General features: G+C 65.3%; 20 protein-coding genes. 16 read left to right on the top strand and 4 right to left on the bottom strand.

The genetic code is table 11. The features are described from left to right. The first annotated feature begins 4 nt into the window (after nt 1-4). The 8 genes from pyrE (at nt 5) to era (ending at nt 6285) form a co-directional block, all read left to right on the top strand. A complete protein-coding gene (gene pyrE, locus EN846_RS11840; protein ID WP_127286186.1) occupies nt 5-583 on the top strand; it encodes an orotate phosphoribosyltransferase in 579 nt (192 codons plus the stop codon). A 78-nt stretch (nt 584-661) separates the two neighbouring features. Next, nucleotides 662-1042 (top strand): VOC family protein, encoded by a 381-nt coding sequence (locus tag EN846_RS11835; RefSeq protein WP_127392456.1) that lies wholly within the window; start codon nt 662-664, stop codon nt 1040-1042. A gap of 647 nt (nt 1043-1689) precedes the next feature. Then, nucleotides 1690-2235: a DUF417 family protein gene (locus EN846_RS11825; protein WP_127392457.1), complete on the top strand. Its 546-nt coding sequence runs from the start codon at nt 1690-1692 to the stop codon at nt 2233-2235. A gap of 568 nt (nt 2236-2803) precedes the next feature. Then, the gene (locus EN846_RS11820) at nt 2804-3397 is read left to right on the top strand and encodes a DUF2062 domain-containing protein (RefSeq protein ID WP_127286190.1); all 594 of its coding nucleotides are present in this window, start codon (nt 2804-2806) and stop codon (nt 3395-3397) included. Next, nucleotides 3394-3807 (top strand): holo-ACP synthase, encoded by a 414-nt coding sequence (acpS, locus tag EN846_RS11815; protein ID WP_127392458.1) that lies wholly within the window; start codon nt 3394-3396, stop codon nt 3805-3807. Before EN846_RS11820 ends, acpS begins: the two co-directional genes overlap by 4 nt. A gap of 76 nt (nt 3808-3883) precedes the next feature. Further along, nucleotides 3884-4633, top strand: coding sequence for a signal peptidase I (gene lepB / locus EN846_RS11810; protein ID WP_127286192.1), 750 nt, complete (start codon nt 3884-3886; stop codon nt 4631-4633). 3 nt (nt 4634-4636) lie between these two features. Further along, the gene (rnc, locus tag EN846_RS11805; protein ID WP_127392459.1) at nt 4637-5362 is read left to right on the top strand and encodes a ribonuclease III; all 726 of its coding nucleotides are present in this window, start codon (nt 4637-4639) and stop codon (nt 5360-5362) included. Further along, nucleotides 5359-6285, top strand: coding sequence for a GTPase Era (gene era / locus EN846_RS11800; protein ID WP_127392460.1), 927 nt, complete (start codon nt 5359-5361; stop codon nt 6283-6285). The genes rnc and era overlap by 4 nt, the downstream gene beginning before the upstream one ends. A 56-nt stretch (nt 6286-6341) precedes the next feature. On the opposite strand, the gene EN846_RS11795 is transcribed toward era, so the two are convergent. Then, a complete protein-coding gene (locus tag EN846_RS11795; RefSeq protein ID WP_127392461.1) occupies nt 6342-7142 on the bottom strand; it encodes a type II CAAX endopeptidase family protein in 801 nt (266 codons plus the stop codon). A gap of 235 nt (nt 7143-7377) precedes the next feature. Here EN846_RS11795 and recO point away from each other — a divergent pair, with 235 nt between their 5' ends. Next, complete coding sequence (gene recO, locus EN846_RS11790) at nt 7378-8127, top strand: DNA repair protein RecO (protein WP_127392462.1); 750 nt, start codon at nt 7378-7380, stop codon at nt 8125-8127. Nucleotides 8128-8136: 9 nt separating this feature from the next. On the opposite strand, the gene EN846_RS11785 is transcribed toward recO, so the two are convergent. Then, entirely contained in the window at nt 8137-8601 is a 465-nt protein-coding gene (locus EN846_RS11785; protein WP_127392463.1) for an NUDIX domain-containing protein, read from the bottom strand. Nucleotides 8602-8855: 254 nt separating this feature from the next. On the opposite strand from EN846_RS11785, the gene EN846_RS11780 reads away from it, so the two are divergent. The 6 genes from EN846_RS11780 to EN846_RS11755 all read left to right on the top strand — a co-directional run bounded on the left by EN846_RS11780 (nt 8856) and on the right by EN846_RS11755 (nt 16324). After that, nucleotides 8856-11624: a DUF2339 domain-containing protein gene (locus EN846_RS11780; RefSeq protein ID WP_128272625.1), complete on the top strand. Its 2769-nt coding sequence runs from the start codon at nt 8856-8858 to the stop codon at nt 11622-11624. 141 nt (nt 11625-11765) lie between these two features. Continuing rightward, the gene (locus tag EN846_RS11775; RefSeq protein ID WP_127393954.1) at nt 11766-12284 is read left to right on the top strand and encodes an RNA polymerase sigma factor; all 519 of its coding nucleotides are present in this window, start codon (nt 11766-11768) and stop codon (nt 12282-12284) included. Then, nucleotides 12281-13072: an anti-sigma factor gene (locus tag EN846_RS11770; protein ID WP_127284255.1), complete on the top strand. Its 792-nt coding sequence runs from the start codon at nt 12281-12283 to the stop codon at nt 13070-13072. The genes EN846_RS11775 and EN846_RS11770 overlap by 4 nt, the downstream gene beginning before the upstream one ends. Nucleotides 13073-13281: 209 nt before the next feature. Next, on the top strand, nt 13282-14379 hold the full coding sequence (locus EN846_RS11765) for a peptidase C39 family protein (RefSeq protein WP_127393636.1): 1098 nt from the start codon (nt 13282-13284) through the stop codon (nt 14377-14379). A gap of 5 nt (nt 14380-14384) precedes the next feature. Then, complete coding sequence (locus EN846_RS11760) at nt 14385-15848, top strand: RimK family protein (protein ID WP_127393635.1); 1464 nt, start codon at nt 14385-14387, stop codon at nt 15846-15848. A gap of 203 nt (nt 15849-16051) precedes the next feature. Then, nucleotides 16052-16324, top strand: coding sequence for a DUF3303 family protein (locus tag EN846_RS11755; RefSeq protein ID WP_127393634.1), 273 nt, complete (start codon nt 16052-16054; stop codon nt 16322-16324). Between the two features lie 14 nt (nt 16325-16338). Here the strand turns inward: EN846_RS11755 and EN846_RS11750 are convergent, their stop codons facing one another. Further along, complete coding sequence (locus EN846_RS11750; protein WP_128346133.1) at nt 16339-17265, bottom strand: LysR substrate-binding domain-containing protein; 927 nt, start codon at nt 17263-17265, stop codon at nt 16339-16341. Nucleotides 17266-17375: 110 nt separating this feature from the next. Here EN846_RS11750 and EN846_RS11745 point away from each other — a divergent pair, with 110 nt between their 5' ends. Next, nucleotides 17376-18266 carry a fatty acid desaturase family protein gene (locus tag EN846_RS11745; RefSeq protein WP_127393637.1) on the top strand — a complete coding sequence of 297 codons (891 nt, stop codon included), beginning with the start codon at nt 17376-17378 and terminating at the stop codon, nt 18264-18266. A 10-nt stretch (nt 18267-18276) separates the two neighbouring features. Here EN846_RS11745 and EN846_RS11740 read toward each other — a convergent pair whose 3' ends face one another. After that, on the bottom strand, nt 18277-20415 hold the full coding sequence (locus EN846_RS11740; protein ID WP_128346132.1) for an EAL domain-containing protein: 2139 nt from the start codon (nt 20413-20415) through the stop codon (nt 18277-18279). Nucleotides 20416-20438: the final 23 nt, after the last annotated feature.

The following is a 20438-nucleotide window of genomic DNA, read 5'->3' as shown; positions in this document are numbered from 1 at the left end:
TGAAATGAACACCGACGAAGTGCTGGGCATTTTCCGCGAGGCTGGCGCCGTCCTGGAGGGACATTTCATCCTGACGTCGGGCCTGCGCAGCCCGGTGTTCCTGCAGAAGGCGAGGGTCTTCATGCATGCCGACAAGACCGAGCGCCTGTGCAAGGCGCTGGCCGAGAAGATCCGCAAGGCCGTTCCCGGCCGCATCGACTATGTCGTCGGCCCGGCGATCGGCGGGCTGATTCCGGCCTATGAGACCTCGCGCCATCTCGCCGTCCCGGCGATCTGGGTCGAGCGGGAAGGGGGCGAGTTCAGGCTGCGCCGCTTCGAGATCGCCAGGGGCGCGCGCGTCGTCATCGTCGAGGACATCGTCACCACCGGCCTGTCGATCCGCGAGACCATCGACTGCCTGCGCGAGCTTGGCGCCGAGGTGGCGGCGGCCGCCTGCATCATCGACCGTTCGGCCGGCAAGACCGATGTCGGCGTGCCGCTGGTCGCGCTCGCCGAATACGAGGTTCCGGCCTATCCGGCCGACCGCTTGCCGCCGGAGCTGGCCGCCATCCCGGCCGTCAAGCCCGGCAGCCGCAACATCTGATGCGGCCATGCGTGAAAACAAGCGCTTGAGCGCGTTGCTTGAATCTCTTCGGCAGCGTCCGTCGGCCGCGGCGCAGCTATGATCGCCGGCATCGACCATTTCGTGCTGACGGTGCGCTCGGTGGGAGCGAGCTGCGCCTTCTACCAGCGCGTGCTCGGTCTCCAGCGCCTCGACGAACCGAACCGGCCGACCGCGCTGTTGTTCGGATCGCAGAAGATCAACCTGCACGAGGTCGGCCGCAGCTTCGAGCCGAAGGCCAAGGCGCCGACGGCCGGCGCCGGCGATTTCTGCCTCGTCGCGGCAAGTCCGCTTGCCGAGATCTGCGCCAGCCTGGCGGCCAGCAACGTCGCCATCGAGGTCGGGCCGGTCGAGCGAACCGGCGCGCGCGGGCCGATGATGTCAATCTATTTCCGCGATCCGGACGACAATCTGGTCGAAGTCAGCGAGTACCTCACCTAAGCCAGAATGGCCAGATTGTCTGGCGGATAGTGATGTGACGAAGCTCTATCTCGCCAAGGCTGAGGACAATTCCGCTTCGACAGGGCACTCGAGGCAAGCGGTATAGTTGCATAGCCGGCAAATTCTGTATGCATGGTCCTCGCTGCTGACGAGCCCGCGCAGCAGCTTGGCGGCAAGTCGGCCGAACTCCTGCAGCTCCTCCGAACTTAGAACTGTGAGCGCTGATGCGAGCCCCGCCTGACGAGCGGAAAGAATAGCACCACAGGTCGTCTCGCCCAGAGGCGTGAGTCTTAGCGCTACCGCGCGATGATCGTCAGGCGCCGAGGATCGAGCCGCCAATCCGTCCGCGACCAGTCGATCGACCAGTCGAACGGCGCCTGAATGCGACAATGAAAGAGCGCGCCGCAGCCTCTCGATCGAGAGACCAGGTACGTGGCCAACGAGGGTGATGGCCGCCGCCGCGGGGCCGGGCTCCGGCGCTCGTGCCTGAGCGTCCCGCTGCAGCGTGTCCGCAAAGGCCAGCGCCAGAGCACCAATCACATTCTCGATCCTGGAATCAGCCATCAGTGAAAAATATATGCTTGGAGCATATACATCAAGATCGAGTCATTGTATGCTTGGAGCATATAAATAGAAGGAGGCAGGCTATGTTCACCCCGGCAAACGCAACCGCGCCCTTCGTGGCGCGCATCAATCGAACTGGCGACCGCCTTGCTGCTGTTGGCCGTGCGGTAGCCCTATCGGGGGTGGTGCTTCCGCTGCTGTTGATCGGCATTTTGAAATTCACCTCGATCGAGATCGAGGCGCTTAAGCCATTTGTTGAGAAGACGCCGTGGCTGGCATGGCTTTATCCCGCATTCGGATTTGCCGGGGCTTCCTACTTCCTGGGCGTGATCGAACTGATCGCTGCGCTTCTGCTGGCTGCGTCTTTCCGCAGTGTCTGGGCTGGCCTCGTCGGAGGCGCGATCGGTTCAATCACCTTTGCGCTGACGGCCTCGACAATGCTCGCTCTGCCAATCTGGGAGGCGGGTTCGGAAGGGTTTCCCTTTCTCAATGGGCTGGGTGCCTTCCTAATCAAGGATGTCGCATTGCTGGGCGTGAGCCTGGTCATACTGGGTGGCAGCCTGCAACGACTTGCGTCGAGCCACGACCGGGAAATCGCACACGGCGATGAACGGCGAAACAAAGGGTGAGAATATGACCCTACTCGCCATTTGGCGCAGGACGGACGAACCAGGACATGATGCCATGCAGTTCAGTCCGACTAATCCCGGCAGGCTCCTTGAAGGGGCCGCGGTGCACCTCTAGCGGGTCCTGCACGTTTGGACTGTGCGGTGCAGTTGGTCAGAGATTGGAAGACCACATCCGGCACCCTCAGCGGATTCATCGGACCCCGGACTGCCAACCTCGCAATCATCCCCGGTGAGATCGGCAGGACCGTTGCTTCACTCCGGCGACGGCTGCTTTGCGAGGGCGGCAACGCCGGCCGAGCGCCAGGTTGCGGCCGACGTCGCAGCGCTGCATTAGCTGGCGGGGCGAACTGCCGCACGTCAGCGACTTGACTCCCGTCTCCACAAATCCGCCGTGTTTCTAATATGCTCGAGCGGCGAGACGCTGGCCGGACGTTGTCCTTCGGTCGGCGCGTCGCTATATCAAAGTCGCTGTTGCCTTCGGGCGGCCTCGAAGCGCAAGATATGGCAGTCGCCTGCCGGCTCGGGATCGCCGGAACAGCCTGTGTTGAGTACTAGGAACCGGAACAGAGTGCTTTTTCGACGCCGCGAGCCTGATGGCATTTTTGAGCGGGTGCGTACCTATCTTTGGCCGCGCCGCTCGTTCTCGCGCTCGGTGCAGTATTTCTCGAAGCGCATCCTGAGGCTGAAGGCCACCCCGCATGCCGTCGCCGCCGGCGTCGCGGCCGGCGTGTTTGCCTCGTTCTTCCCGCTCGGCTTCCACTTCGTGATCGCCGCCGTGCTGTGCTGGGTAATCGCCGGAAATCTGGTGGCGGCCGCGCTCGGCGCCGTGTTCTTCGGCAATCCGCTGACCTTTCCGCTGCTGTGGGGTGCATCCTGGGAAACCGGCAAGCTCATCCTGCACGAACGCCTGCCCAAGCACGGACCGCCTGAGCACCTTGGGGAAATGATGCACACGCTTTCGTTCGCGAAACTGTGGCACCCGGTGCTGGAGCCGATGCTGATCGGCGCGGTGCCGCTCGGCCTCGTCTTCGGCCTGTTCTTCTACGGCATCACCCGATGGGGCATGACCGCCTTTCGCGAGCGGCGCAGGAAGCGCATGGCCGAGAGGGCACACAAGGCCAGGCTCGGTGGTCATGGCGGGCGGGAAGTTCCCGCGGAATGATCATCGGCATCGGCAGCGACCTGATCGATATCAGACGCATCGAGAAGTCGCTGGAACGGCACGGCCAGCGCTTCATCCAGCGCATCTATACCGAGGTCGAGCAGGCCCGCTCGGAAGGCCGCGCGGCGCGCGTCGCGTCCTACGCCAAGCGCTTCGCCGCCAAGGAGGCCTGCGCCAAGGCGCTGGGCACGGGCATGGCGCATGGCGTCTTCTGGCGCGACATGGGCGTCGTCAACCTGCCCGGCGGCAAGCCGACCATGGCGCTGACCGGCGGCGCGGCGGCACAGCTCGGCAAGATCCTGCCGCGGGGGCATAGGGCGGCGATCCACCTCACCATCACCGACGATTTCCCGCTTGCTCAAGCCTTTGTGATCATCGAGGCGTTGCCCGCCGAAGAAGCGCCACATTGATTGCTTCTGACCTCCGGCTGACGTTGCCCAGCGCGCGCCGAGACTCTATACCAACCAACGCACAATCGAGGACGACATGAGCGTGGCTGAAAAATCCGAGAAGAAATCCGGCGGGCTTGGCGAAACCGTCAGCGTCATCATTCAGGCGCTGCTGCTCGCGCTGGTCATCCGCACCTTCCTGTTCCAGCCATTTTCGATCCCGTCCGGATCGATGCGCCCGACCTTGCTCGAAGGCGACTATCTCTTCGTCACCAAATGGTCCTATGGCTATTCGCGCTATTCGCTGCCGTTCGGTCCCGATATCTTCTCCGGCCGTATCTGGGGCTCCGAGCCGAAGCGTGGCGACGTGGTGGTGTTCAAGTTCCCGCCGGACCCGTCCATCGACTACATCAAGCGCGTCATCGGCCTGCCCGGCGACAAGATTCAGGTCAAGGACGGCCAGCTCTTCATCAACGGCGCCGGCGTGCCGCGCGAGAAGGTCGGCCAGATCGACAACCCTGATATCACCGAGGTCGATCGTCCGGTCGATGTCTATCGCGAGACGCTGCCCAACGGCATCACCTATGACACGCTCGACCTGACGCCGAACTCGATCGGCGACAACACGCGCGAGTTCGACGTGCCGCCCGGCCACTACTTCATGATGGGCGACAATCGCGACAACTCTTCCGACAGCCGCTTCACCGTCGGCTTCGTGCCGGAAGAGAACCTGGTCGGCCGCGCCAACATCATCTTCTTCTCGATCGCAGATGGCGCGAGCCCGCTCGAAGTCTGGAAGTGGCCGTCGCTGATGCGAGCCGCGCGCCTGTTCCATTTCGTCAGCTAGCTGATGGCGTCAACGAAGCGGCTCACCGCCGATGCGCTCGCCGAAGCGCTCATTGAGCGCACAGGCCATGCCTTTGGCGACCGCCAGCGGCTGCAGCGGGCGCTGACCCATGCCAGCGCCCGGTCGAGCCATGCCGGCGTCGACTATGAGCGCTTCGAATTCCTCGGCGACCGTGTGCTTGGCCTTGTCGTGGCCGACATGCTGCTTGCGGCATTCCCGAACGCGGCCGAGGGCGAGCTGTCGCTGCGGCTGAACGCCCTGGTCAATGCCGAGGCGCTGTCCGAAATCGCCGAGGAGATCGGCCTGCCGGAACTGATCCGCGCCGGCTCGGACGTGCGCGGCCTCGACGGGCGCAAGCGTGTCAACCTGCGCGCCGATGCGCTGGAATCGCTGATCGCCGTGCTCTATCTCGACGGCGGCCTGGATGCGGCCCGCGCGTTCATCCACCGCTATTGGCAGCCGCGCTCGCAGGCCATCGGCGCTGCCCGTCGCGACGCCAAGACCGAATTGCAGGAATGGGCGCATCAGGCGGCGGGCGCGACGCCCGCCTACCGGATCGACGGCAGGGAGGGGCCGGACCACGATCCGCTGTTCACCGTCAGCGTCAAGGTCGGCCAGTTCGCGCCGGCCATAGGCAGCGGTCGCTCCAAGCGCGAGGCCGAGCAGGCGGCGGCGGCGGCGCTGCTGCTGCGCGAGGGTGTCTGGATGAATGAAGGAAGCGCGGCATGAGCGAAGACGCGGCACAGGCGGGCGAGGCCCCCGCGACGCACTCCGGCTTCGTCGCGCTGATCGGCGCGCCCAATGCCGGCAAGTCGACGCTGGTCAACCAACTGGTCGGCGCCAAGGTGTCGATCGTCACCCACAAGGTGCAGACCACCCGCGCCATCGTGCGCGGCATCGCCACGCATGAGAACGCCCAGATCGTCTTCGTCGACACGCCCGGTATCTTCAAGCCGAAGCGGCGGCTGGACACGGCGATGGTGACCACCGCCTGGGGCGGCGCGAAGGACGCCGATATCGTCGTGCTTCTGATCGATGCCGAGCGCGGCATCCGCGGCGACGCCGATGCCATTCTCGACCGGCTGAAGGATGTCCGGCAGCCGATGCTTCTGGTCCTCAACAAGGTCGACCGGGTCAAGCCCGAGGTGCTCCTGGCGCTGGCGGCGACGGCGAACGAGCGCGTGCCGTTCAAGCGCACCTTCATGGTCTCGGCACTGACCGGCTCCGGCTGCAAGGACCTGCTCGACTATCTTGCGCAAACCTTGCCGGCCGGCCCCTGGTACTATCCGGAGGACCAGATCTCCGACCTGCCGATGCGCCAGCTCGCGGCCGAGATCACCCGCGAAAAGCTCTACCTGCGACTGCATCAGGAGCTCCCCTATTCCTCCCATATCGAGACCGAGAAATGGGAGGAGAAGAAGGACGGCTCGGTGCGTATCGAGCAGGTCATCTATGTCGAGCGCGACAGCCAGAAGAAGATCGTACTCGGCCACAAGGGCGAGACCATCCGCGCCATCGGCCAGGCGGCGCGCATGGAGATCGCGGGCATACTGGAGCAGAAGGTGCACCTCTTCCTGTTCGTCAAGGTGCGCGAGAACTGGGGCGACGACCCCGAGCGCTACCGCGAGATGGGGTTGGAGTTTCCGCACTAAGGCAAGCAAAGGCGCGGCGCCCGGAGACGGGCGCCGCGCCTGTTTGAGGAGCGGGTTCAGGCGGTGGCGACAGCCGGCTTTGTCCTTTCCCGGCGCGCAAAGCACTCCGTGCCGTAATAGGCGACGATCGCGACCGCGATGACCGCCCAGATCGCCACGCCGATCCACTGCTGCTGCACATAGTCGCCGTCGACGAACACCTTGCCGAGGAAGCGCACGCTGTTCTGGTGCGTGACATGCATCAGGAAGGCGAGAAGCACGCTGGCGGTGTTCTGGTAAAGCCATGTGAAGACGATGCCGGCCAGGACGACATTGATCGTGCCGTAGAGGCTGAGGTCGCCGACCAGGCCGAGCGGGAAGTGCCAGATGGCCCAGATCACGCCGAGGATCAGGCTGCCGGCAAGCGCGGAATGGCCGGCGAGCAGTCGTGGCGTGGCGAAGCCGCGCCAGCCGGGCTCCTCGCCGAGCGGGCCGCTGAAGATCGCATAGAGGCCGATGATCGGCAGCATTTCGTAGACGGCGGGAATGTTGTCCCAGGCGGGGGCTGCCGCTCCGAACAGCGGATTGATCAGGATCGAAGCGAACTGCGCCCCGAACGGCAGGCCGAACGCCACCAGATACCAGAATGGGCGAACCCGCCACTTCACCATCGAGGCGAGGATGGGCTTGACCGAAGCCCAGCCGCCGGCAAGCGCGGCGACGATGAAGCCGGCGACCATCGGGCCGAAGGTGAACCAGGGAATGCTCTCGCCGCCGGAGAGCCAGAAGGGGATGAACGCCAGCCAGGTCAGGCCGAGCGCCAGCGAAAAGAAGGCGGTCAGCTGGTGCCCCCGCACCAGGCTCAGGAAGGAAGGCATTTGTCTGGTCCTCTCGTCGGGCGGATTGGCAAATGAGAGGTCGGCTTGCCCGATGGGTCGACCACAGCAAAGGGACCGGCCGCGCCGGTCGACATGCCCGCATATGGCGCCAGCGCGGGACAAAAATCCCGATCGGTTTCTGAGAAATTTCCGATATTTGCGATTGGCGGCTGTCCCGGCACCCGGCCCGTTACAACCTTGATTTCGCCGCCCGATCGGTGAAATGCTCCCTCGCATGGAATGGCGCGACGAGGGAATCATTCTCGGCACCCGCAAGCATGGCGAAACCAGCGCCATCCTCGAGGTGATGACGCGCGCCCATGGCCGCCATCTCGGCCTCGTGCGCGGCGGCCGCTCGCGCAAGCAGCAGCCGGTCCTGCAGCCGGGCAATCGCGTCGATCTCCTGTGGCGGGCCCGCCTCGACGAGCATCTCGGCACCTTCCAGGCCGAGGCGATCGAGATGAACGCCGCCCGGCTGATCGACAGCGCCGTCGCCGTCTACGGCCTGCAGACCATGGCCGCGCATCTGCGCTTGCTGCCCGAGCGCGACGCCCATGGTGCGCTCTATGAGACGCTTGCCGTCATGATCGCCCATCTCGACGACGCCGACGCGGCGGGCGAGCTGGTGGCGCGCTTCGAATTGCTGATCCTCGACGAGCTCGGCTTCGGCCTCGACCTCAGCCAGTGCGCGGCGACCGGCTCCAGGCAGGACCTCGCCTATGTCTCGCCGAAATCCGGCCGCGCCGTCTCCCGCGCCGCCGGCGCCCCCTGGCACGACAAGATGCTGGCGCTGCCGGCCTTCCTGCAGCGTTCGGGCCCCAGTGCCGATCAGGCGGCGCTCGAGGACGCGTTCCGGCTGACCGGCTTCTTCTTCAGCCGCCATGTCTACGAGCCGCGCGGCCTCGAACCGCCCGACGCCCGCGCCGGTTTCCTCGCCGCGCTACGCCGGCATCATGCGGCCGGCAAGGCGATCGCCGGAGAGTAGCGCTTGCGGCTAGCCGGCGTTTTGCCGCTCCAGGAAATCGCCGAGAATGGGGCGCTGGCCTTTCAGGATTTTGAGCCCGGCCTCCGGCAAGGAAAACCAGCCGGCTTTGTCCACTTCGGGGAATTCTTTCACTGAACCCGACCTCGGTGGCCACTCCATGGTGAACGTGTTGCTTCTGACGGCGTCCGCATCGAGGTCAGATTCGACACTCCATGCCGTCACGATCTTGCCGCCCGGCTGCCGATAGCTGCCGACCGGCTCGAAATGTCCATCGATCGCGACGCCCAGTTCCTCCTCGGCCTCACGTCGCGCGGCTGCGAGTTCATCCTCGCTCTCGTCGACAAGTCCCTTCGGGATCGACCACGCCCCTTCATCCTTTCTTGCCCAGAATGGTCCGCCGGGATGGACAAGCAGAAATTCGAAAACCCCGCCGGTGCGCCTGTAGATCAGCAGGCCCGCGCTGCGTTGCGGCATTGGTCATCCTCATCAAATCCGGCCGACACTAGCATGACTACTTGCAGCACGTGCCACGCAACCTCGCTCAGCAGGACTATTCCTGGCCGCCTTGACACCTCGGCATTGGATAAAGGCTGCAAGCTGCTGGCATTCGGCTGCGAAACATGCTCGATCTTTGCTGTCGCCGATCCGGCGGCGCGTTTGCCTGGAGGAACCGGCCGTCTGGCCGCCGCAATTGTCAATGACAACCGGCCTGGTTTGGGGGAACCGCCATGTTTGAAAGCCTGATCGGCCTTGCCGCCATCATCGCCCTGTTCGTCATCATTTCGCGCCAGCAGAGCCGCATCGGCCTGATCGAGCGCGAACTTGGCGCGCTGCGCAGCCTCGTGCTTTCGGGCGCCGTGCTACCGGCCGCCAGGCCGGCCGAACAGCCGCAAGCCGACGGCAAGCCGGCCGAGGCGATCACGGCCGAGGTAGCGTCTCCTCCTGTAGCGGATGATGTTGGCGCCGAAGCGCCGGCGGCGCAGGCCGCCGCTGCTGCGGGCGAGGTCGTGTCCGGACCGTGGGCCAAGGACGAAGCGCCGCCGCCAGCGGCGGAGCCTGCGGCCGGCCCCGCCGAGGCCGCGCAACCGGCGAAGGCAGCGCGGCAGACCGACGTCGAGACCGCGCTCGGCACCCGCTGGGCGGTCTGGGTCGGCGGCATCGCGCTGGCGCTGGGCGGCCTGTTCCTGATCCGCTACACCATCGAAGCCGGCATTTTCGGCCCCGGCGTGCGCCTCACCATGGCCGGCATCCTTGGCCTGGTGCTGGTCGGCGGCGGCGAATTCATCCGCCGCACCGGCTTCAAGGTGCCGGTGCAGGGTGCCGCCGGCGCCTATATCCCGGCGATCCTGACGGCGGCCGGCGCCTTCATCCTGTTCGGCACCGTCTATGCCGCTTATGGCATTTACGGCTTCATCGGTCCGGCGCTGGCCTTCACGCTGCTCGGCGTCATTGGCGTGGCGACGATCGCGGCGAGCCTGGTCCATGGCCTGGCGCTAGCCGGCATCGGCCTGATCGGCGCCATGGCGACGCCGGCGCTCGTCTCCTCGCAGGCGCCCAATCCCTGGGCGCTGTTCGTCTATCTGGCGATCGTGCTTGCCGCCACCGCGGCGATTGCCCGCCTGCGCGACTGGAAGGCGCTGGTGGCGGCGGCCTTCGTCGGCACCGGCCTGTGGACCATCCTCTACATGGCCAACACGCCCGCCGCGAACCTGTCGGCCATCCTATTCATCGATGCCGCGACGTTGGCTGTGCTTGCCTTCGTCTGGCTGGGCGCCCGTGGCGCCGAAGCCGAATCCGCCGGCGGTTTCGACTGGCCGTCGATCGCGCCCGCCATCTTCGTCGGGCTTTCTGCGCTGGGGCTTTCGGTCGACCCGGCCTTCACCGTCGCCGGTGATGCGCTGGCGGGCGCCGCGCTGCTTGCCGCGATGCTGGCCGTGGCCCTCTATCGGCCGCGCGCGCTGCCGCTTCTCCATGCCGCCGGCCTGGTGACGGCGATGATCTATCTCGGCATCATCCCGCCGACCTCGATCGGTTCCGATATCGTCGGCGGCAGTCTCGGCGTCGACGGCCAGCCGGTGGTGGTGTCGGATCAGTTGACGCGCAACATCGGCGTCGGGCTCGGCCTGCTGTTCATCGCCGCCGGCTTCTGGGCCGCGCGCCAATGGGTGGCAACCGCCCGCATCCGGTCCGCGTCCTGGGCGGCCTGGGCCGTGATCGCGCCGCTGGTCGTGCTCACGGCGCTGTGGTTCACCTTCGGCAATCTCGACCGCGACTTCCTCTACGCTGCGGTCGCGGCTCTTCTGGTCGTGACTTTCGCCGCCGGCGGTGAATGGCTCGCGCGCGCCGAGGAGCCGCCGCTGAAGGGAGATGTCGCCGTCTCCTTCGCGCTCGGCGGCGCGGCGATCGCCGCCCTGTTGATGCTGCATATGGCCTTCGGCTCCGGCTGGACCACCGTGCTTGTCGGCGCCGCGGCCGTCGTACCGGCGCTGGCGACCCGCTGGCGGTCCTATCCGGTGCTCGGCTGGATTTCGGTTGGCGCCGTCGTCGCCACGCTTGGCCGCGTCGCCTACGACCCGACCATTGTCGGCGCCGCATCGCTTTCGACGACGCCTGTCTTCAACTGGCTGCTGCCGGGCTACGGCGTGCCGGCGCTAGCCTTCGGCTTCGCCGCCTGGCAGCTCGCCCGGACCACAAACGGCCGGCCGCGCCTGGCGATGGAAGCGGGGGCGGCGCTCTTCGCGCTGCTCACGCTCGCCATACTGGTGCGCCACGCCATGCATGGCGGTGTGCTGGACACCGGCACGGTTACGCTCGCCGAACAGGCGATCTACACGCTGATCGCGCTTGGCGCCGGCGCCATCCTTGTCGCCATCGACAGGCGCTCGCCGAGTTCGGTGATGCGCTACGGCTCGATGGCCGTCGGCGTGCTCTCCGTCGCCTTCGTCGCCGTCCGGCATTTCGTGGTGCTGAACCCGCTGTTCACTGACGAATCGACCGGGACGATCCCGGTGTTCAACCTCCTCTTCCTCGCCTATCTCCTGCCGGCGGTCGCCGCCGGCGCGCTGGCGCTCTACGTCCGCGACAAGCGCCCCCGCTGGTACGCGGCGATGCTGGCGCTGGTCGCTTCGCTGCTCGCCTTCGCCTATGCGACGCTGTCGGTCAGGCGGCTGTTCAAAGGCGAGTTCATCGGACTGTGGAGCGGGCTCGGCCAGGTCGAAACCTACACCTATTCGGCGCTGTGGCTGGCCATCGGCGTCGCGCTGCTGACCGCCGGAGTGTGGCTGAAGTCGCAGGTGCTGCGCGTCGCCTCGGCAGCGCTGATCGCGATCGCCGTGCTGAAGGTCTTCCTGTTCGACATGTCGGAGCTGGAAGGCGTGCTCAGGGCGCTGTCCTTCATCGGCCTCGGCGCCGTGCTGATCGGCATCGGCCTGTTCTACCAGCGGCTGCTGACAAGAGCAGCGAAGGAGAAGGCGGAACAAGCAGAAACAATCGGCTAGCCGGGAATAAACCGGCATCCGCCAGCGTTCATTCCATTGCTTGGGTAACCGGAGCGGTGGGCCGCTTCGCGCTGGCTGCTTGCGCCGCGCCCCAAAGGCGCGTTCAATCTGGATGGAAAACGACCTCGAAAACCAGCGGTCATGGACGAAAAGAAGGCAGCGATCCTTGGCGAAATACCGCGTTTGCGCCGCTACGCGCGCTCGCTGCTGCGCGACCGCGATTCGGCCGACGACCTCGTCCAGGACTGCCTCGAACGGGCCCTGGTCAGGCTCGATAACTGGCAGACGGGAGAAAGCCCCAGGAGGTGGCTGTTTACGATCATGCATCATCTGTTCATCGACCAGATGCGCAAGGTGAACCGGCGCGGCGAGGCGGCGATGCTGCCGCTCGAGTCCGGCGAGGCGCAGGCAGCTCCGGCCGATCAGGTCGAGAGCATCGCCTCGCGCGAGATCATCGATGCCTTGCAGGCGATCAGCCCCGATCGCCGCGCGGCGCTGGTCATGGTGGCGATCGAGGGCTTTTCCTATGCCGAGGCGGCCAACATCCTTGGCGTGCCGGCCGGCACGCTGATGTCGCGCATCGCGCGCGGGCGCGAGGAACTGCGCGGCCTGCTGGATGATACGGCGCGCCGCCGCTCGATAAGGATCGTCGAGAAATGACCCGGCGCGATTTCTCCGAACGCGACATCCACATGGCCCTCGACGGCGAGCTGCCCGGCGAGGAGCGCATGGCCTATGAGGCCTGGCTCGAGGCCAATCCCGAAATGAAGGCAAGGAGCGCCCGCTTCGTCGCCGATCGGGCTGCCCTTCGCGCCGCCTTTGCCGGCGTGCTCGAAGAACCGGTGCCGGCACGGCTGAAGCAGGCCGTGTTCGGCGAGGCTCCAGGAAGGACGACAGCCCGGCGCTCGCGCTGGTGGCTTTCGGCCGCGGCCGCCGCCGTGCTGGTGATCGGCGGGCTTGCCGGTTATGTCGCTGGCATCGATGGCATCGGCAGGGGAGGCGAAAGCGAGGATCTGCTCGCCGAGCAGGCGATCGCGGCCCATGTCATCTATGCCGCCGAGAAGCGCCATGCGGTCGAGGTGCCGGCGAGCGACAAGGATCATTTGCAGACCTGGTTGTCCAACCGCGTCGGCCTGAAGCTGGTCGCGCCCGATCTGGTGGCCGAGGGCTTCCAGCTGGTCGGTGGCCGGTTGTTGCCCGCCGGCCAGGGCAAGGCGGCGATGCTGCTCTATGAAGACGCCAATGGGGAGCGCATCTCGCTGTTCGTGACCGCCGAATCGGCCGGCAAATCCAAGGGCACCTATGCAGCGGAGGCCGACGGCCCCGAGGCTGTCTACTGGCTGGACAAGGGCTATGGCTGCGCCGTCGTCGGCTCGCTGCCGCGCGAGCGGCTGGCGGCGGTCGCCAAGAGCGCCTACGGTCAGCTTCTGGCCGGCCTCGCCAGTTGAAAACAGCGGGTTTTTCGACATTGGCGCTGCGCTGAAAACAGCGAGTCAGTGCAGAGCTCCTTCAGCATTGGACCACTATTCAACCTGTCACAATTCGGCCCTAATCGAGGAGCGATAGCGCTTGATGAATACTGGTGCTGGGGGCCGGTATCATCCATGCTTTAGACAAGGGTCATTCCCACAACCCAATCGAGGTTTCTGAAGCCCGCATGCCTGCCGAGATCCGCAAGGCCCGCGCGTCCGACGTCGATGACCTGGCCGCCATCGAGAAGGCTGTTTTTTCGAGCGATCGCATGTCGCGCCGCTCCTTTCGCCAGCTGATCGAGCGCGAGACCGCCGAGATGCTGGTTGCAGAAAGCGATGGCCGCGTTGCCGGCTATGCCGTGGTGCTGTTTCGCAAGGGCAGCGGCGTCGCCCGGCTCTATTCAATCGCCGTCGGTCCTTTCTTTGGCCAGCTCGGCATAGGCCGCCAGCTGCTGTCGGCGGCGGAGGAGGCGGCCTTCGAGCACGACCGGATGATGCTGCGCCTCGAAGTGCGCGAGGACAATCATCGCGCCATCCGCGTCTATGAGCAGGCCGGCTATCGCAAGATCGGTCGCGAGCCGGACTACTACGAGGACGGCGCCACCGCGCTGCGCTACGAGAAGACCTTGCGCGGCGACGTGCCGATCGCCACCACCGTTCCCTTCTACCCGCAGACCTGCGAGTTCACCTGCGGCCCGTGCTGCCTGATGATGGCGATGGCCAATTTCGACCACGGCTTCGTGCCCGACCCGGTGATGGAAATCCGCCTCTGGCGCGAGGCCACCACCGTCTTCATGATGTCGGGGCCGGGCGGCTGCGAGCCGTTCGGGCTGGCGGTCGCCGGCTATGAAAGCGGGCTCGCGGCGGAGATCTTCGTTTCCTTCCATGGCGCGCTGTTCCTGCAGTCGGTGCGCAGCGAGGACAAGCGCCGGGTGATGGAGCTTGCCCAGGTCGACTTCCGCCGCCGCGCGGAACTTTACGGCATTCCGGTGAATTACCGTCCATTCGCCCTCGACGATGTTCGCAACGCCATCGCCGGGGGCAAGCTGGTGCTGGTGCTGATCAGCGGCTTCCTGATGTTCGGCAAGAAGGTTCCGCATTGGGTGCTGGCCATTGGCGACGACGGCGACCATATCCTGATCCACGATCCATGGGTCGAGGACGAGCGGCAGGAGACGATCCTTGATGCGGCCAACATTCCCGTGCCTTACGGCATCTTCATGAACATGGCGCAGTTCGGTCGCGACGGGCTGCGTGCAGCCATCATTCTGGGGAAGCGCTGACAACAATGACCTGGGTCATCCTTACAGGCAGGCAGAACGATCTCGACCAGGTGGCGACGCCGCACAAGGTCATCACCAACCGCGATTATCTCGCCCATCCGGCGCTGTTTCGCGGCCAGCGGCCGAAGGTCATCAACCTGTCGAACAATTACGGCTATCAGAGCCGCGGCTATTACGCCTCGCTGCTTGCCGGCTCGCGCGGCCACAAGGTGATCCCGACCGTCGAGACGATGATCGACCTGTCGGAGCGCAAGCTCTATGAGCATGCGCTGCCCGAACTGGAGCTCGCGCTCAACAAATGCCGCAAGGATCTCGGCGGCAACTTCCCGGCCAAGGTTGCCATCTTCTTCGGCATCGGTCCGTCCAAGGTATGGGACCGTTTCGCCAAGCTCCTGTTCGACTGGTTCCGCGCGCCGGCGCTGGAGGTCCACATCAAGGACAGCGCCGAATGGGCCTCGATCCGTAAGATCGGCTTCCTGCCGCTCGCCCGCATGACCGAGGAGGAGGAGGGGGTCTTCCTGCAGTGCCTGGAGACCTACACCAACCGCGAATGGCGCGACACCAAGGGCCGCACGCCGGCGCGCTACACTTTCGCGACCCTGGTCGATCCGCATGAGGAATTGCCGCCGTCGGAGATTTCCTCGCTGCGCTACTGGGCGAGGATCGCCGAGAAGATGGGCGTTGAAATCGAGCCGATCACCAGGAAGGACCTGGCCAAGCTCGCCAATTACGACGCGCTGTTCATCCGCGAGACAACCTCGATCTCCAACCACACCTACCGCTTCGCCCGCCGCGCCCAGCAGGAAGGCATGCCCGTCATCGACGACCCGCTGTCGATGATCCGCTGCACCAACAAGGTCTATCTCAACGAGCTGATGACCTACAACAAGGTGCCGGTGCCGCCGACGGTGATGATCGCCGGCACGTCCGATCTCGAGGTGGCGGCGCAGACGCTGGGCTTCCCGCTGGTGCTGAAGATCCCGGATTCCTCGTTCTCGCGCGGCGTCAAGAAATGCGGGACCCTGGAGGAACTGACCCGGCTCGCGACCGAGTGGCTGGAGGATTCCGACCTTCTGATCGCGCAGAAATTCATCCCGACCGAATATGACTGGCGCGTCGGCGTGCTCGGCGGCCAGCCGCTGTTTGCCGTGCATTACCTGATGGCCAAGAAGCACTGGCAGATCGTCAACCACAAGGCCAATGGCAAGCCCGACCAGGGCGGCATCAAGACCTTCACGCTGAGAGAGACGCCGCATCATGTCGTCGAGACGGCGGTCAAGGCGGCGCGCTGCATCGGCGACGGCCTCTATGGCGTCGACCTCAAGGAGACCAAGGACGGCGTCTTCGTCATCGAGGTCAACGACAATCCCAATCTCGACCACGGCTGGGAGGATTCGGGCGAGAAGGACGAGGTCTGGGTACGGCTGACGCAATGGTTCCTGGACCGGCTGGAGCGGCCGGGGCGGTAGCGGCCGGGGAGGGAATTGAGGAACTGGGGAACTGGAGAACTGGGGAATTGAAGAACTGGAGAACTGGGGAATTGAAGAACTGAGGAAGTGAGGAACCGAGGAAGTCAGGACTGATGGCTGCGCTAGCCACTCAATTCTCCAATTCTCCAGTTCTCCAGTTCTCCAGTTCCCCAGTTCCAAGCCGTTCAAACTGGGGGAAAAGCATGCTGTTTTTCGTCATCGAGGATTTCCGTGGCTGCGACCGCAAGGAGATCTACCGTCGCTTCCGCGACCAGGGTCGGCTGAAGCCGGAGGAGCTTGTCGTCCACCACAGCTGGATCGCGGCGGATATGAGCCGCTGCTTCCTTTTGGTGGAGGCGGATGACGTGACGCTGCTGCAGCGCTGGGCCATCGAATGGAATGATCTGGTGGAGTTCGAGATCATTCCCGTGGCGACGAGCAAGGACATGACCGCGGCCTTGGCCAGCCATCTCTGAGCCGCGCCCTGCGGTCACGAGCTGTCGTGTGAACGCAGCGCCGGCGATTCGACCGAGCGCAGGCACTCCTCGATCAGCCAATCGCGGAATGCCGCCACAACGTCGCGCCGGGCGCTGCGCTCCGGGATCGTCAGGCAATAGGGCTGGCGCAGCTCCGCCGTGCGGAGGACCGGCCGAACCAGCCGGCCGTCTTCGAGCGCCTGGGCGCAGTAGATTCCCTGGGCGAGCGCCACGCCTAGCCCTGAAATGGCGAGGTCGAGCGCTGCCCGTGACGAGTTTGCCGACAGGCCGCGCCGCGCCGATCGGCCCGGATCGATCCCCGCCGCCTCGAACCAGTTGCGCCATGAAGGGAACGACGCGCCGGTCGGTCCCCAGTCCGTATGGATCAGCGGCAGGCCGACGAGGTCGTCACGCTTGATCGCGCCGCTCAGCGCCGGCGCGCAGACGGGATAGACGGCGTCCCTGACGATGTCCTCGGTCGGGTGCTCGCGGTAGTGCGGGCCGTAGGAAAGCCTGATGTCGATCAATTCGCGGTCGAACGGCACCGGGTCGTCGTCGCCCCTGAGCGAGATGTCGACGGCGCCGTGGCTGGCGACAAAGCCAGAGAGACGTTGAGAAAGCCAGCCCATCGCCATGGACGGCGGCACTGACACGACGAGCCGGGGGCGGAATGCGCCGCCGCTGACCTCGCGCGAGACGCTGCCGATCTCCTGGAAGGCCATGGTCAACCTGGGCAGCATCTCCACGCCGGCCTCGGTCAACACGACGCGCCGGTTGACGCGATGGAACAGCTTGCGGCCCATCTGCTCCTCGACGGTGCGAATGAGCTGGCTGACCGCGGCCGCCGAGATCGACAGTTCTTCCGCAGCCGCGACAAAGCTCCCGGCGCGCGCCGCTGCCTCGAAGGCTTGCAGTCCTTTCAGTGAGGGTAGCGTGGCCACGGGCAATCCAAAGATAAGTTGAACTTATCTAGATTGCAGAAATCCTCATTTTTAGAAAGGTTTCTTTGTGGCTAATGTGCGTGGACAAACTCAAGCAGCCGGAACGAACCATGGACCATCGCGACGTCATCGCCTCGCTTACGAATGAGGAGCGCGGTCGCCTGACCGGCAAGTCTGATGGGCCGGGCCTCATGCAGTTGGCTTTCCATTTCGGAGCGATCCTCCTGCTCGGAGGCCTGATCGCAGCCAGGGTGCCGCTCTGGCCGCTGCTGATGCTGCCGCAAGGCATATTGATCGTGTTCCTGTTCACGCTGCTGCATGAGACAGTGCATCGCACAGCTTTCGAGACGCAGTGGCTCAACGATGCCGTCGCGCGCCTGTGCAGCCTGGCCATCGCGCTCCCCGCGGACTGGTTCCGCTATTTCCACTTCGCCCATCACCGCTTCACCCAGGATCCGGACAACGATCCGGAACTCGCCTTTCCGAAGCCTGAAACCCTGCGGCAATATATCGTCCATGTCTCGGGGCTGCCGGTATGGTGGGGGCATTTCAAGACGCTCTACACCAATGCGATCGGCGGCTGCCGGGGCAGCTATGTGCCGCCGAAGGGCCTGCCCAAGGTGCGCGTCGAGGCGCGGGCGATGGTCGCCTTCTACGTCGTCGTGCTGATGCTCGCGCTATGGTTCAGGGCAACGGCGCTGCTCTATGTCTGGATCGTGCCGGCGCTGCTCGGCCAGCCGTTCCTGCGGCTCTATCTGCTTGCCGAGCACGGCCGCTGCCCCCTCGTTGCCAACATGCTCGAGAACACAAGGACGACGCTCACCAACTGGCTCGTCCGTAAGCTTGCCTGGAATATGCCCTTTCACGCCGAGCACCACGCCTATCCCGGCGTGCCGTTCCATCAATTGCCGGAGTTCCACCGGCTGGTCGCGCGCCATCTCAAGGTGGTCGAGCCCGGCTATGTCAGCTTCCACGAGAAATACATCGAGGCGTTGCGCTGAGTGCTATTGCTTATCCGGACTGGCGCAACGCCATGCCTGATCGCAGCAGCCGGTTGATCTGCGCCGCCTTCGCCGGCACGCCGATCAGATAGCCCTGCGCCTCGACGCAGCCGGCCTTGCGCAGCATGTCGAGCTGCGCTTCGGTCTCGACGCCCTCGGCGGTGACGGTGATGCCGAGCTGGGCGCCGAGCCCGATCACGGTGCGCACGATCGCCGCCGAGTCGCGGTTATCGATGTCGCGGATGAAGGAGCGGTCGATCTTGATCTTGTCGACGGGGAAGCGCCGGAGATAGCCGAGCGAGGAATAGCCGGTGCCGAAATCGTCGAGTGCGATGCGGATACCGAGATCGCGCAACTGGCTGAGCGTCTTCAGCACCGTGTCGCTCTCGTCCATCAGCACCGTTTCGGTGATTTCGAGTTCCAGCCGGTGGGCCGGAACGCCGGAAAAGGCCAGTGCCGAGATGACGCTGCGAGCGAAGCTGCCGCTCTTGATCTGCACGGCCGAGACATTGACCGCGATGCGCATCGCATGCGGCCAGCCCGCCGCCGCCGTGCAGGCCTTCCTGAGCGCCCAGTCGCCCAATTGCACGATCAGCCCGGTTTCCTCGGCCGCCGGAATGAAGTTGTCGGGCGACACGAGGCCGCGCGTGGGCGAATGCCAGCGCATCAAGGCTTCCGCGCCGACGATGTCGCCAGCCGCGATGTTCATGATCGGCTGGAATTCCAGCTCGAATTCGTTCCGCGGCAGCGCGGCTTCGAGATCGGTTTCAAGCGCCTGGCGCGCCCGCACCATGGCGTCCATGCCGGGCTCGAAGAAACGATAGACGTTGCGGCCCTCGCTCTTGCCCCGGTAAAGCGCCATGTCGGCGTTCTTCAGCAGCGTGTCGGCATCCTTGCCGTCATCGGGATAGAGCGCGATGCCGCAGCTGATGCCGACATGCATCTCGCGGCTCTTGTCGCGATAGGGCTTGCCGATCACCTCGACGATGCGCCGCGCCAGTCTTTCGGCGTCGGCCACGCCGTTGACGCCGAACTGGATGATGGCGAATTCGTCGCCGCCGAAACGGGCGACGACATCCGTCTCGTTGCGCAGGCAGCGCTGCAGCCGCTCGGCCACGCATTTCAGCAGCCAGTCGCCTGCCGGGTGCCCGAACGTGTCATTGACGGCCTTGAAGCGGTCGAGGTCGAGCGAGAAGATCGCCAGCGGCGCGACTGACGCTTCGCCCAGGGCCTGGTCGAGCCGCTCGCGGAACATCGAGCGGTTGGGCAGGCTGGTCAGCGTGTCGTGATGCGCCAGATGGGTCATGCGCTCTTCGACGAGCTGGCGCTCGGTGATGTCGTCGAAAGTCGCCACCCATCCGCCGCTCATCGGCCGTCTTGTCACCAGAAGCGTCCTGCCATCGGCAAGGTGGCGGTATGTCGAGTGAATCTTCGCCGCCTTGCGGCAGGCTTCGGTCTTGGCGACTTCGCTGTCGACGTCGATCTTCGTGTAGATGCCGAGTTCCACCAGCCGTTCGAGCGCGTCGCGATGCGTCGTTCCCAGCGGGAAGTCGGCCGCGGTGACATTGTAGAGTTCCAGGAAACGCTCGTTGCGAACGATCATCTTGCCGTCGGCGTCATACATCAACAGGCCTTGCGACATGTTGGCCAGCGCGGCGTCGAAGCGGCGATGCTGCTCCTTAAGCTCGAGCTCGGCGCGCCGCTGCACGGTGATGTCCTCGTAGATCGACACCCAGCCGCCCAAAGCCAGCGGCCGGTGCGAGATGTCGATGATGCGGCCATCCGCCAGCGTTTCCTCATAGGTCGAGGGCTTCGCCCCGTCGATATAGGGCTTGCGGATGGCGTAGAGATCCGCCGCGCTGTGCGAGGCTACGCCGATGTCGACGCTGTGCTGGAGGATGTCGAAGAAGCGGATGCCGGGCCGCACGATCGCGGGATCCAGGCAGAAGATGTCGAGGTAGTGGCGGTTGCAGATGATCATGCGCTCGTCGGCGTCGAACATGCACAGCCCATGCGACATGTTTTCGACGGCGGCCGAGAAGCGCTCATTCTGCTCGCGCAATTCGTCTTCGATGCGCTTTGTCGGGCCGATGTTTGCCGCTCTGCGCCTGCGCGCGGGCGAACCAGCCTTGACCTGAGCGACGGGCATACTCGCGCCTGCGGACCGTGAAC

This window comes from Mesorhizobium sp. M4B.F.Ca.ET.203.01.1.1 (assembly GCF_004791025.1).
Taxonomy (GTDB): domain Bacteria; phylum Pseudomonadota; class Alphaproteobacteria; order Rhizobiales; family Rhizobiaceae; genus Mesorhizobium; species Mesorhizobium abyssinicae.
The sequence above is the reverse complement of the archived record's forward strand: the minus strand, read 5'-3'. Positions and strand labels throughout refer to the sequence as shown.

What these genes read in the sequence shown, in the direction of transcription:
- pyrE (WP_127286186.1), top strand. Translation starts at nt 5, where the DNA reads ATGAACACCGACGAAGTGCTGGGCATTTTCCGCGAGGCTGGCGCCGTC.
- EN846_RS11835 (WP_127392456.1), top strand. Translation starts at nt 662, where the DNA reads ATGATCGCCGGCATCGACCATTTCGTGCTGACGGTGCGCTCGGTGGGA.
- EN846_RS11825 (WP_127392457.1), top strand. Translation starts at nt 1,690, where the DNA reads ATGTTCACCCCGGCAAACGCAACCGCGCCCTTCGTGGCGCGCATCAAT.
- acpS (WP_127392458.1), top strand. Translation starts at nt 3,394, where the DNA reads ATGATCATCGGCATCGGCAGCGACCTGATCGATATCAGACGCATCGAG.
- lepB (WP_127286192.1), top strand. Translation starts at nt 3,884, where the DNA reads ATGAGCGTGGCTGAAAAATCCGAGAAGAAATCCGGCGGGCTTGGCGAA.
- rnc (WP_127392459.1), top strand. Translation starts at nt 4,637, where the DNA reads ATGGCGTCAACGAAGCGGCTCACCGCCGATGCGCTCGCCGAAGCGCTC.
- era (WP_127392460.1), top strand. Translation starts at nt 5,359, where the DNA reads ATGAGCGAAGACGCGGCACAGGCGGGCGAGGCCCCCGCGACGCACTCC.
- EN846_RS11795 (WP_127392461.1), bottom strand. Translation starts at nt 7,142, where the DNA reads ATGCCTTCCTTCCTGAGCCTGGTGCGGGGGCACCAGCTGACCGCCTTC.
- recO (WP_127392462.1), top strand. Translation starts at nt 7,378, where the DNA reads ATGGAATGGCGCGACGAGGGAATCATTCTCGGCACCCGCAAGCATGGC.
- EN846_RS11785 (WP_127392463.1), bottom strand. Translation starts at nt 8,601, where the DNA reads ATGCCGCAACGCAGCGCGGGCCTGCTGATCTACAGGCGCACCGGCGGG.
- EN846_RS11780 (WP_128272625.1), top strand. Translation starts at nt 8,856, where the DNA reads ATGTTTGAAAGCCTGATCGGCCTTGCCGCCATCATCGCCCTGTTCGTC.
- EN846_RS11775 (WP_127393954.1), top strand. Translation starts at nt 11,766, where the DNA reads ATGGACGAAAAGAAGGCAGCGATCCTTGGCGAAATACCGCGTTTGCGC.
- EN846_RS11770 (WP_127284255.1), top strand. Translation starts at nt 12,281, where the DNA reads ATGACCCGGCGCGATTTCTCCGAACGCGACATCCACATGGCCCTCGAC.
- EN846_RS11765 (WP_127393636.1), top strand. Translation starts at nt 13,282, where the DNA reads ATGCCTGCCGAGATCCGCAAGGCCCGCGCGTCCGACGTCGATGACCTG.
- EN846_RS11760 (WP_127393635.1), top strand. Translation starts at nt 14,385, where the DNA reads ATGACCTGGGTCATCCTTACAGGCAGGCAGAACGATCTCGACCAGGTG.
- EN846_RS11755 (WP_127393634.1), top strand. Translation starts at nt 16,052, where the DNA reads ATGCTGTTTTTCGTCATCGAGGATTTCCGTGGCTGCGACCGCAAGGAG.
- EN846_RS11745 (WP_127393637.1), top strand. Translation starts at nt 17,376, where the DNA reads ATGGACCATCGCGACGTCATCGCCTCGCTTACGAATGAGGAGCGCGGT.
- EN846_RS11740 (WP_128346132.1), bottom strand. Translation starts at nt 20,415, where the DNA reads ATGCCCGTCGCTCAGGTCAAGGCTGGTTCGCCCGCGCGCAGGCGCAGA.